Source organism: Erythrobacter sp., assembly GCF_023653175.1.
GTDB lineage: Bacteria > Pseudomonadota > Alphaproteobacteria > Sphingomonadales > Sphingomonadaceae > Erythrobacter.
The window spans coordinates 1-10,968 of sequence record NZ_JAMNXL010000123.1 but is presented as its reverse complement, the minus strand read 5'-3'; the positions used below and the strand labels follow the sequence as shown (position 1 = coordinate 10,968).

At 67.4% G+C, this 10,968-nt stretch carries 14 protein-coding genes; 5 read left to right on the top strand and 9 right to left on the bottom strand.

Annotated features, from left to right (window positions below; genetic code table 11):
* The coding region (locus NBV68_RS13360) for an aspartate kinase (protein WP_296310568.1) at window positions 1-856 on the bottom strand (856 nt) is incomplete at its 3' end.
* 49 nt (window positions 857-905) lie between these two features.
* Between NBV68_RS13360 and ubiG the strand changes: the two genes are divergently transcribed.
* On the top strand, window positions 906-1,643 hold the full coding sequence (gene ubiG / locus NBV68_RS13355; protein ID WP_296310566.1) for a bifunctional 2-polyprenyl-6-hydroxyphenol methylase/3-demethylubiquinol 3-O-methyltransferase UbiG: 738 nt from the start codon (window positions 906-908) through the stop codon (window positions 1,641-1,643).
* A gap of 32 nt (window positions 1,644-1,675) precedes the next feature.
* Here ubiG and NBV68_RS13350 read toward each other — a convergent pair whose 3' ends face one another.
* From NBV68_RS13350 to NBV68_RS13335, 4 genes are all read right to left on the bottom strand, one after another.
* Window positions 1,676-2,737: a glycerophosphodiester phosphodiesterase family protein gene (locus tag NBV68_RS13350; protein WP_296310564.1), complete on the bottom strand. Its 1,062-nt coding sequence runs from the start codon at window positions 2,735-2,737 to the stop codon at window positions 1,676-1,678.
* Entirely contained in the window at window positions 2,716-3,063 is a 348-nt protein-coding gene (locus tag NBV68_RS13345) for an arsenate reductase (RefSeq protein WP_296310562.1), read from the bottom strand. Before NBV68_RS13345 ends, NBV68_RS13350 begins: the two co-directional genes overlap by 22 nt.
* Window positions 3,064-3,076: 13 nt before the next feature.
* Entirely contained in the window at window positions 3,077-3,550 is a 474-nt protein-coding gene (ruvC, locus tag NBV68_RS13340; protein WP_296310570.1) for a crossover junction endodeoxyribonuclease RuvC, read from the bottom strand.
* Between the two features lie 107 nt (window positions 3,551-3,657).
* Entirely contained in the window at window positions 3,658-4,401 is a 744-nt protein-coding gene (locus NBV68_RS13335; RefSeq protein WP_296310559.1) for a YebC/PmpR family DNA-binding transcriptional regulator, read from the bottom strand.
* Between NBV68_RS13335 and NBV68_RS13330 the strand changes: the two genes are divergently transcribed.
* Window positions 4,401-5,192, top strand: a complete 792-nt coding sequence (locus NBV68_RS13330) for a CPBP family glutamic-type intramembrane protease (protein WP_296310558.1) — start codon at window positions 4,401-4,403, stop codon at window positions 5,190-5,192. The two genes, NBV68_RS13335 and NBV68_RS13330, sit on opposite strands and share 1 nt — an antisense overlap.
* Before the next feature lie 4 nt (window positions 5,193-5,196).
* Here the strand turns inward: NBV68_RS13330 and NBV68_RS13325 are convergent, their stop codons facing one another.
* The 3 genes from NBV68_RS13325 to NBV68_RS13315 form a co-directional block, all read right to left on the bottom strand.
* Window positions 5,197-5,544, bottom strand: a complete 348-nt coding sequence (locus tag NBV68_RS13325) for a heavy metal-binding domain-containing protein (protein ID WP_296310557.1) — start codon at window positions 5,542-5,544, stop codon at window positions 5,197-5,199.
* Between the two features lie 73 nt (window positions 5,545-5,617).
* The gene (locus NBV68_RS13320) at window positions 5,618-5,854 is read right to left on the bottom strand and encodes a DUF2312 domain-containing protein (protein WP_026092160.1); all 237 of its coding nucleotides are present in this window, start codon (window positions 5,852-5,854) and stop codon (window positions 5,618-5,620) included.
* 81 nt (window positions 5,855-5,935) lie between these two features.
* The gene (locus tag NBV68_RS13315; RefSeq protein ID WP_296310554.1) at window positions 5,936-6,247 is read right to left on the bottom strand and encodes a DUF1244 domain-containing protein; all 312 of its coding nucleotides are present in this window, start codon (window positions 6,245-6,247) and stop codon (window positions 5,936-5,938) included.
* A gap of 65 nt (window positions 6,248-6,312) precedes the next feature.
* On the opposite strand from NBV68_RS13315, the gene pyk reads away from it, so the two are divergent.
* Together pyk and NBV68_RS13305 are read left to right on the top strand one after the other, a co-directional pair.
* Window positions 6,313-7,773 carry a pyruvate kinase gene (gene pyk / locus NBV68_RS13310; RefSeq protein WP_296310552.1) on the top strand — a complete coding sequence of 487 codons (1,461 nt, stop codon included), beginning with the start codon at window positions 6,313-6,315 and terminating at the stop codon, window positions 7,771-7,773.
* A gap of 2 nt (window positions 7,774-7,775) precedes the next feature.
* Window positions 7,776-8,072 carry a hypothetical protein gene (locus NBV68_RS13305; protein ID WP_296310551.1) on the top strand — a complete coding sequence of 99 codons (297 nt, stop codon included), beginning with the start codon at window positions 7,776-7,778 and terminating at the stop codon, window positions 8,070-8,072.
* A gap of 9 nt (window positions 8,073-8,081) precedes the next feature.
* Here NBV68_RS13305 and NBV68_RS13300 read toward each other — a convergent pair whose 3' ends face one another.
* A complete protein-coding gene (locus NBV68_RS13300; RefSeq protein ID WP_296310550.1) occupies window positions 8,082-9,686 on the bottom strand; it encodes a ShlB/FhaC/HecB family hemolysin secretion/activation protein in 1,605 nt (534 codons plus the stop codon).
* Window positions 9,687-9,887: 201 nt separating this feature from the next.
* Here NBV68_RS13300 and NBV68_RS13295 point away from each other — a divergent pair.
* The coding region (locus NBV68_RS13295; RefSeq protein WP_296310549.1) for a FecR domain-containing protein at window positions 9,888-10,968 on the top strand (1,081 nt) is incomplete at its 3' end.

Genomic DNA, 10,968 nt, shown 5'->3' with positions numbered 1-10,968 from the left:
GCACGCGGGTGAGGATCACCTTGGCCTCGTTCTTGTCATGCGCGATGCCGGTCACAAGCTGGCGTTCCATCAGGCCCTTCTCCACCAATTCGTCCATTTCCTGCTCCGAGACGATCATCGTCCCGGGCAGATCATCGGCGGGCGGGGCGCCTTCGCCGATGAAGCTCGATAGCACCTGCACCCGCACCTTTTCCTTCATGGCAAGGCCGACCGAGCGGGTCTGGAGCACCTTCGCGCCCACGGATGCGAGTTCGAGCATTTCCTCGTAGGTCACCGCCTTCTGCTTCTTCGCCTTGGCGACGATGCGCGGGTCGGTGGTGTAGACGCCGTCGACGTCGGTGTAGATGTCGCAGCGATCCGCCTTGATCGCGGCTGCCACCGCCACCGCCGAGGTGTCCGATCCGCCGCGCCCCAATGTGGTGACGCGATTGTCCTCGGAAAGCCCCTGAAAGCCGGGGATCACCGCGATCTCGCCTGCTTCCATCGAGGCGATCAGCGCGTCCGCATCGATCGATTCGACGCGCGCCTTGGCGTGGGCCTCGATGGTGTGGATCGGCAGCTGCCAGCCGAGCCAGCTTCTCGATTTGCAGCCCAGTGCTTGCAGGCTGAGCGCGAGGAGGCCGCTCGTGACCTGCTCACCGCTCGCGACGACCACGTCGTATTCGGCCGGGTCATAGAGCGGGTTCGCCTCGCGGCAAAAATTGACGAGGCGATCGGTCTCGCCCGCCATGGCGCTGACCACCACCGCGACCGAATCGCCGCGCGCGGCCTGTGCGCGCACGATATTGGCGACGCGGCGGATGCGCTCCGTCCCGGCCATCGAGGTGCCGCCGAATTTCATCACGATGCGGGCCAAGGACAAGCTCCTGCTGGTGAGTGTTCGCGCGCGCTGTTAGGGTGGGTTCATGGGAAACGCAAACATCTCGAATGTTACAATTCGCCCTGAAGAGGCAGATTTTTTCGCAAAGCTGGCGCGCGATTGGTGGAATCCGAAGGGTCCGATGGCGAGCTTGCATCAGGTCAACCCGGTGCGGCTGGCCTTCGTGCGGGACGCAATCGACACGCATTGGCCTGATGCCGCGCGGGCAGTGAGGCCGCTGGCGGGCAAGTCCGCGCTCGATATCGGCTGCGGCGCTGGGCTGCTGTGCGAGCCGCTGGCACGGCTGGGCGCGGCGGTGACAGGCGTTGATGCGGCGGCGGAGAATGTCGCGGCGGCGGCCGCCCATGCTGACGGTGTGGGGCTCGATATCCGTTACATGGCGGGCGAGGTCGCAGGGCTCGACATCGGCCAGTTCGACCTCGTCACCAGCGTCGAGGTGATCGAGCATGTCGCCGACAAGCCCGCTTTCCTCGCCGACGTCGCGGCGCGGCTGGCGCCTGACGGGTTGCTCGTCATGTCCACCCCCAACCGCACCGCGGCCAGCCGCGTGCTGCTGGTCGGCGCGGCGGAGGCGGTCGGCTATGTGCCGCGCGGCACCCACCACTGGGAGGATTTCGTCACGCCCGAGGAGCTCGAGACGCTGCTGGCAGACGCGGGTCTGACAGTGACCGCAAAGCGCGGGATCGCGTGGAGGCCGGGCAAGGGACTGCACCTGTCGGAGGATATGTCGCTCAATTATATCCTGTCAGCGAAGCGCGCGTAAAGTCGCCGTCCCAGCGCAAGCTGGGGTGACGGTTATTCGGGAGCGCACCAGCCGTTCCACACCACACCTTTGCGTTCGGCGACGATCTGCTTGGGGCTGTCCGTGAACACCCCGTCGACTCCGGCCTTTCGGAGCGCCGCAAACAACTTGTTGTAGCAGCCCTCTCCCCCTTCGCCGGGGCGACGGAAGCGCATCGGGAGGAAGTCGTTTTCGATCCGAAGCGTCCAGGCATGGACCTTGAGGCCCGCCGCATGGGCATCAGCGACGAGCGAGGTCGGCTCGCCCTCGTCGGTAAGGATCATCCCCGCATAGGCCCCCACCGCATCGGCATATTTCGCCACCTCGGCAAGCCCGGTCGGCGTCACCATCTCGGTATAGCGCAGCGACGGCTCGTCCGCCGGGCCCCCCAGCGGCTCGACCAGAAGCACTTGGCGGAAGCCCGGCGCGCGGGTCCGCAGGCGCTGGAGCGGGGCGACCTCGAAGCTCTGGATGAACACCGGGTCGGACGCCGTGATGCCCAGCGCCCGGAAGTCGCGCAGCAGCAGGTCGACAAGGTCGATCCCGGCGTTCTGGAGCAGGAAGGTCGGGTGCTTCAATTCCGGATAAATCCCGACCCGCCGCCCCGTCTCGGCCTCCTTGGCGCGCACCAGCTTCACGATGTCGGCGAGCGTCGGCACCTGATAGAGTCCGTCAAAGCGCGCATTGGCCGGGCGGATCGTGGGGATGCGCTCCTTCGCACGCAGGGTGCGCAGTTCGGCAAGGGTAAAGTCCTCACTAAACCAGCCTGCCACCACCCGCCCGTCGATGGTCTTGTCGCGGCGGCGATCCTCGAATTCCTCGCGGGTGGCAACATCGGTGGTGCCCGACAGCTCGTTCTCGTGGCGCGCCACCAGCACCAGATCCTTGGTGGCGACGAGATCGGGCTCGATGTAATCCGCGCCCTGATCGATCGCGCGCTCATAGGCGGCGAGCGTATGCTCGGGCCGCTCGGCGCTCGCGCCGCGGTGGGCGATGACCAGCATGTCGCTGTCTTGCGAGCTGGCCGCCACGGGCGACAGCACGGCAAGCGCCATCAGAGCAAGGCTGCGGACCATTCTTCCTCCTTGAAACCGACCAGCACGCCGTGGGCATGCTCCACGATCGGCCGCTTGATGATGCTGGGGTGTTGGACGAGCATTGCGACGGCGGTGTGACTGTCGGCGGCCCTGGCCTTGTCTTCCTCCCCAAGCGCGCGGAAGGTCGTGCCCTTGCGGTTCACCACGCTGTCGAGCCCAGCGGCGGCGATCCAGCCCGCTACCCGCTCGGGATCGGCGCCTTCCTTCTTATAATCATGGAAGGTGTAATCGCGACTCTGCGACTCCAGCCATACGCGCGCCTTCTTCACGGTGTCACAGTTGGGGATGCCATAGAGGTGGATCATGCTTCGCTCCTGTTCAGTGGCGCGGCCCCAGGTGCGCATCGGCAATCGCCACGGCGAGCGCGTCGGCCGCGTCGCTCCCGGCAATGGCCACGCCGGGCAGCAGCACCCTGACCATTGCGGCGACCTGCGCCTTCTCCGCCCCGCCGGTGCCGGTGACCGCCTTCTTGACGAGCCGCGCGGCGTGTTCGTTGACCGTCAGCCCCGCCGCCCCGCACGCCGCCAGCACCGCGCCCCGGGCTTGCGCGAGCTTCAGCGTCGACTGGGGGTTCTTGTTGACGAAGATTTCTTCGGCAGCCGCGCGGGCCGGGCGGTGCTGCGCGATGACTTCGGCGAGCGCTGCCTGAAGCGTCGCCAGTCGCTCGGCCATCGGCGCGCCGGGATCGGTCCTGATCTGCCCATTGGCGACATGGCTCAGCCGTGCACTCGCGGCGCGGATCACGCCCCAGCCGGTCGAGGAGAGCGAGGGGTCCAGGCCGAGGATCAGCACCGCGCGCTCACAGCCTGCCACTCACAGGCCGATCAGCCCGATGCGCCAGGCCGCAGCCAGCAGGAAGGCGCTGCCCAGGGCAATCGCCAGCAGCCATTCCCGCAAGGTCAGCCCAGCTTCTCCATGACCTCGTCGGGGATCTCGTAGTTACCCCAAACGGTCTGCACATCGTCGTCATCGTCGAGCGTGTCGATCAGCTTCATCAGCGTGGTCGCGACTTCCTCGCCCACCTCGACGCTCAGCACCGGTTTCCACGCCAGCTTCACGTTGTCGGCCGGGCCGAGCACCTTTTCCAGCTCCCCCGCAACCCCGTGGAGGCTATCTGCGGCGGTCCAGATGGTGTGGCCGTCCTCCGAGCTTTCGACATCATCCGCGCCAGCTTCGATGGCGGCTTCGAGCACCTTCTCCTCGTCGCCCACGCTGGCGCTGTATTCTATCAGGCCGCGGCGTTCGAACCCGTGGCTGACCGAACCTTCCGACCCGAGGTTGCCGCCGTTCTTGCTGAAGGCGGTGCGCACATTGGTCGCGGTGCGGTTGCGGTTGTCGGTCAGCGCCTCGACGATCAGCGCCACGCCGCCCGGGCCGTAGCCTTCGTAGCGGATCTCGACATAGTCCTCGCCGCCCGCTTGGCCCGCCTTGTCAATCGCGCGCTGGATATTGTCCTTGGGCATCGACTGCGCGCGCGCCGCGTTGACCGCGAGGCGCAGGCGCGGGTTCATGTCGGGGTCGGGCATGCCCATCTTGGCCGCCACGGTGATCTCGCGGGAAAGCTTGGAGAACATCGCCGCGCGTTTCTTGTCCTGCGCGCCCTTGCGATGCATGATGTTCTTGAACTTGGAATGGCCTGCCATTGGACGACTTCACCGGAAATGTTGCAGATGTGGAGGCGGGCCTTACTCCGGGGGGTGAGGGCGATGCAAGGGTGCGCGCGCCGCGCTTCCGCGAGAGACTGACGGAGGCGGCGCGCTTCATTGTGCGGCCGCACTATGCCGCACTGCCGCTTGCCTCGGCGCGCGAGCGGACGGCGGCGGTGCTGGCGGCGGCGCTTTTCCACCTCCTGCTGCTCGCAGCAGTGGTCGCTCCGCTGTGGCTGGCGAGCCGGAGCGCCGGCGTGCTGCCCGCGCCGGACGTCGATCCTGAAAGCCTTGCGACGAGCCCGCTCGCCTTCCTGGTGATCGCCCCGCTGCTCGAGGAGCTGGTGTTCCGCAGCTGGCTGACCGGGCGCGTCGCCGCCTTGCGCTTTGCGGCCTGCGGCTTTGCGGCGCTGGCGCTGATGCTGGCGGGGGTGTCGCTGGTGCCCGATCACGCCCGGATGCTGGGATGGGCGGGAGCGGCGGTGGCGCTGGCTGGCCTCGTCCAGTGGAGCCTGACCCGCGAGCGCGAGAATGCCCGCAAGGTGCCCCCCGCCTTAATCCGTCACTTCGGCGCCATCGTGTGGGCACAGGCGTTCTTGTTCGGCCTCATCCACCTTGGCAATTACACGGCCCCCGCCAGCCCCCTCGGCCTCGCCGTGGTGCTCCCGCAGGTGCTCGGCGGCCTGCTGCTCGCCTACATCCGCACCCGCGCAGGGCTGAAGGCGGCAATCGCCTATCACGCGGGGTATAATGGGCTGGTGCTGGCCGCCGCTTCGGGCTTCGGCTGAGCGCTCAGATCCGCACCGCCGTGCCGCTGGCGCTGACCATCAGCATCGAACCGTTCGGGCCGATCACCTCGTAATCGAGGTCGATCGCAACCACCGCATTGCCGCCCAGCGCTGCCGCTTCGGCCTGCAATTCCTCGATCGCCTGCTTGCGCGCATCGGCGAGGATGCGTTCATACGAACCCGAACGCCCGCCGACGATGTCGCGGATGTTGGCGAACAGATCGCGGAACAGGTTCGCGCCGACGATCACCTCGCCGGTGACGATGCCCATGTATTCCTCGATCGGCCGGCCTTCGAGGGTCGGGGTGGTGCTGACGATGACGCTGCGCGCGTCTCTCCAGGGGGATGCCATCGTGTCTCTCCTCTTGATGCTGTGTTAGACAGATAACACAGAGCGGCGACGATTCAATGGCAAGCCGCGGCTGTCACGCCATCCCGAGCGCAGCCTTGTAGGTCTCCAGCAGCATGTCCTGCTCGCTGCGGTCGTCGGGCTTCATCTTCCTGAGGCGCACGATCTGGCGCATGATCTTGGGGTCGTAGCCCACCGCCTTGGCCTCCATGTAGACGTCGCGGATGTCGTCGGCGATGCCCTTCTTTTCTTCCTCGAGGCGTTCGATGCGCTCGATCAGGAGGCGCAGGCGGTCGTCGGCGGTTTCGGCCATTGGGGGGCTCCATCGGAAAATGAGAATCGGTTGGCCGGTGCGATAGCCAGCCGCTCGCCGCGATTGAACCGCCCGCGAAAATTATTCCTGTGCGTTCTTCGCCACGCTTGCCGCCATGCGGGCGAGCTGTTCCTCGGTCGCGGGCGTCTGGCGGGTCGCTTTCCACTCCGCGCTCGGCATCCCGTGGATCACCTCGCGCGCGGCTTCCTTGTCGCCCGGATAGCCCGCCTCGCGGATCCAGTCGGCAAGGCAGTTGCGGCAGAAGCCCGCAAGGCCCATCAACTCGATGTTCTGCGCATCGTGGCGGTGCCGCAGGTGCCGCACCAGTCGGCGGAAGGCGGCGGCGGCCCGTGCATCGTCCAGTGCGTCGAGCGAATCGGCATTGCTATTCATCACGGCTTTTCCTTGAGTTGAAATGCGCCTGTGCCATAGGCACGCGCCAAGAGGGATACCCATAAATGTCACGACGGATTGACCCGCGCGGCCGCAAGGTCAAGATTCTCGCCACCATCGGCCCTGCAAGCCGCTCGCCCGAGATGCTGGAGCGGCTGGTGCTGGCCGGTGCGGATGCCTTCCGCCTCAACATGAGCCACGGCAGCCATGCCGACCACGAGCCGGTGGTCGCCGCGATCCGCGCGCTGGAAAAGCAGTTCGCGCGGCCGATCGCGATCCTTGCCGACCTGCAGGGGCCAAAGCTGCGCGTCGGCACCTTCAAGGACGGGCAGGCGGTGATCCGCCATTCGGGCCATTTCGTGCTCGACCGCGACGAGACGCCGGGCGACGAGAACCGCGTGTGCCTGCCGCATCCCGAACTGTTCGGGATCATGGAGCGCGGCCAGCGGCTGCTCATCAATGACGGCAAGATCCGGCTGAAGGTGCTTCAGGCGGATGACAGCCGCATCCTGTGCAGCGCCGAGGTTGGCGGGGTGATCTCCGACCGCAAGGGCGTGAACGTCCCCGATGCCGAAATTCCGATTCCGGCGCTGACCGAGAAAGACCGCCGCGATCTCGCCTTCGCCACCGATCAGGGAGCGGACTGGATCGCGCTGTCCTTTGTGCAGCGGCCCGAGGACATTGCCGAGGCGCGGAAGCTGATCGGCACCCACGGCACCGCGATCTGCGCCAAGATCGAGAAGCCCAAGGCGGTCGACCGACTGGACGCGATCATCGAACAGGCCGACGGCATCATGGTCGCGCGCGGGGATCTGGGGGTCGAGCTGGAACCCTATGAAGTGCCGCCGCTCCAGAAGCACATCGTCAACATGGCGCGGCGCGCGGGCAAGCCGGTGATCGTGGCGACGCAGATGCTCGAGAGCATGATTGAGGCCCCGACGCCGACCCGCGCCGAGGTCTCCGACGTCGCCAATGCGGTCTATGACGGGGCCGATGCGGTGATGCTCTCGGCCGAGAGCGCGGCAGGTGCATGGCCCGAGGAATCGGTCGCGATGATGGACAAGATCGCGGTGCAGGTGGAGCGCGACGAGGGTTACAAGGCGCGCGTGCGCTTCCTCGAGACGCCGCCCGATGCGACCACCTCGGATGCGCTGGCGCATGCCTGCATGACCATCGCCGACACCGTGCCGATCAGTGCGATCACAGTCTTCACCACCTCGGGTTCGACCGCGCGGCGGGTCGCCCGCGAGCGGCCGGCGACGCCGATGCTGGTGCTCACCCCTTCGACCCGCACCGCGCGCCGCGTCGCGCTGTTGTGGGGCGCGCATGCGGTGGCGACCAAGGATATCGGCAGCTTTGAAGAGATGATCGGCAAGGGCAAGCGCATGGCGCTGCGCCACAAGGTCGCCAGCGCAGGCGCGAAGCTGATCGTGCTGGCCGGGGTGCCGTTCGGAACGCCCGGCGCGACCAACCTGCTTCACGTGGTGACCGTGACCGGCGACGAGCTCGACAAGCACAAGGACTAACCATGGGCGAACCCGTGGATTGGGGAGGGCAATGGTATGCCGCCGAACATCCCGAGGATCTTGTCATCTTCCCCCGCGAACTGGCCCGCGAGGTCTGCCCTCAGCATGTATTGTACGGGCGCGAGGTCGTCCTGATCGCACGGGATGGCGGAACGGATGATGTGCTGTTCCGATTGGACGACGGTTCAGTTGCGCAAGTGCATCTGACCTGGTGTCGCGAAACCGATCCTCGCTGGCCTGGGACTGTCATCTATCCCGATCTTGCCGCCTGGCTGGCCGTCCCGCCGCAGGATCGGTGACACACAGCTTCAGAACGACCGGCTGACCCTGAGGTTGATGCGCGGGGTCTTGTCGCCGGTGTCGTAGCGGTCTTCGCTGAGCGGCACTGCAATCTCGAAATCGACATCGAGATCGCGGGTGATGTCGGTGCGCAGGCCCGCGCCGCTCGATGCCAGCGTCTCGCCCCCGCGCCCGGCGGCAAGGTTCGACACCGTGCCCGCGTCGGCAAAGGCATAAAGCTGCACATTGCGCACCGCGCCCAGCGCGCGCGGCCAATCGTAACGCAGCTCGGCAAGGCCCGCGGCGCCTTCATCGCCCACCGCCTGCGCGAAGTCGTAGCCGCGCAGGAATTGCGTGCCGCCCAGCGAGAAGCTCTCGCCGACCAGCACTGGAACGGTGGACAGCTGACCGATGCTGGTCAGTTGCAGGCTCACGCGCGGGGCGATCCCGCGCCGCCAGCTGAGCCACCAGCTCAGCGTGGTGAAATCGGGCTCGGCATCGCGGCGCGAGGCGAGCGGGCTGCCGGTCGGCGTCGCCCCGAAGGTCGCGAGGCCCTGGCTCACCGTCGCGCGGCCTTGGAGATTGCCGCCCGCGAGCGGACCGAAACCGTAGAACCCGAGCCGCACCAGCGCGATCCGGTCGTGGCGCGCGAGCGTGCCGAAGCTGTCCTGCGACAGGTCCTGCAATTCGGCGCTGGTCTCGAGCCACAGGCTGCGCTTTGCGCTGCGCATCAGCGGGTGGCGGATGCGGATGCCGCCCTGCCACGCCTCGCCCAGCAGTTCGCGGCCCGCGAGATAGGCGCCGGGCTCGGTGCGCGAATAGGAGCCAAAGGCGCCCACTGTGGTGCCGCGGTCGTTGATGACCACGCTGTAGCGCGCGCTGAAAAAGGCGAGCTCGTCCGGCTCGAGCGGGGTGGCCGAGAAGCTGAGGTCGACGCGGTCGCGCGGTGAGATCAGGCCGTTGGCGTCAAGGTCGATGCGCGCCCTGAACGGCCCCAGCGGCTTGGTGCCGTCGGTGGTCGCGAGCACGCTGCCGCCGAAATCGCTGCGCCGGGCATCGACCACCAGAATGCGGCGTTCGCCGTCGCGGTCGAAGCGGGTCGAGCGGATCCAGACCCCCGGCAGGTCGTCGGCCAGCAGCACCTCGCGCTGGAGCGCGGCGAGGGTGACGGGGCGACTGCCCACCAGACGTTCGAGCTGGCGGCGGATGGCGGGATCGTCGGAGCCTTCGATCCGCACCCCGTCGATCCGGCCCTCCTCGATCCGCACCCGCAGCATGCCGCCCACCAGGGTCTGTTCGGGGATCCAGGCGGTGGCGAGGACATAGCCCGCCTCGCGCGCGCGGGCGGCGATGGCGTCGGTCAGGCGGCCGAGTTCGGCACGGTCGAGCGGGCGTCCGGCAAAAGGTTCGACCACACTGGCAAAATCCGCCTGCCGCATCGCCACGAGGCCGTCGACCACGATCGCGCCGACATCGAGCACGGGGCCGCCCGAGGGCGAGAGCGGGGTGTCGAGCACCGGCAGCACCTCGATCCGCACCTGACCTTCAGCAGGCAGGGCCTGTTCGTCGCGATTGGCCTGGGTTTGCGGATTGGTGCGGTCGAGCACGTCCTGCGCCGCCAGAGCCGGAACCACGCCCGTTCCCGCTGCCAGCGCCGTGATCGCGCACCTCCATAGATTAACCAGCCGCGGAATGGCTTTGCCCCCGTCATCAGCAATCGAGCATCCCGCTTACATTTGAAAAGTTAAGCAAGTCTCAGCCGCATAATTTTTTAACCAACTCCGTAAACACGAAATCCGGAGTTGTCCGGCTAGATGTCAGATACGGAGAACCCTATGCGTATCTTGCAACGTCTCTTTCTGCCCCTTCTGCTGCTGCTGTTCAGCGGTGCGCCTGCGCTTGCGCAAGGGGCGGCGTGGACCGTGTCCGAAGCCAAGGGCACGGTCACGGTGATCGATGCACAGGGCGCGCGCCCCGCCAGGGTCGGCACCCTGCTGGCCCCCGGGGCCACGGTGCGCACCGCCGCGCGCGCTTCGGCTGTGCTGGTGCGCGGCAAGGAATTCGTGACGATGCGCCAGAACGCGCAGCTGCGAATCGCTCCAGCCCAACGCGAGCGCGGGATCGTGCAGATCCTTCAGGACTACGGCAGCGCGCTGTTCAACATCGGCAAGCAGCCGAACCCGCATTTCGGAGTGGAGACCCCCTATCTGGCGGCGGTGGTGAAGGGCACGACTTTCGTGATCACCGTCACCAATGAGGGCGCAAGCCTGCAGGTCACCGAGGGCGCAGTGGAGACCGCGACGCTCGACGGCGGCGCGGTCGAACTGATCCTGCCCGGCAATGTGGCGATGATCGCGGCGGCCGATCCGCTGCGCATGGTGATCGAGGGCGAGGGGCGCAAGGTTTTGGATTCGCCCGCGCGCGGTGCGGGCCCGCCGGCCCCGGCAGCGCCAGCTCAGATTCCGGGCGCGCCTGCGGCTTCGGCTCCGGCCCGCGGTGAGGGCTCGCTCCAGCCGGCGGCGAGCCTGCCGGACACCAGCCCGCGGATCGATCAGGCGATCGTCAGCACGCCGCAGGATCTCGGCCAGGTCTCGAACGGCTTTGCCAGCGGCGAGGTGGTGGTGCTGGCCGTGGCGGTTGTCAGGGAAAGTGTCCGCGGGGACGGCAACTCCGGAGGCAACGCGGGCGGCGGTGGGGGCGGCAATCCGGGAGCAGGCGCGGATGGGAATCCGGGCGGCGGCAACGGCGGCGGGACCGATAACGGCAACGGTGGCGGGAACGACAACGGCAACGGTGGCGGGACCGATAACGGCAACGGCGGCGGGAACGACAACGGCAACGGCGGCGGGAACGACAACGGCAACGGCGGCGGGAACGACAACGGCAACGGCGGCGGGAACGACAACGGCAACGGCG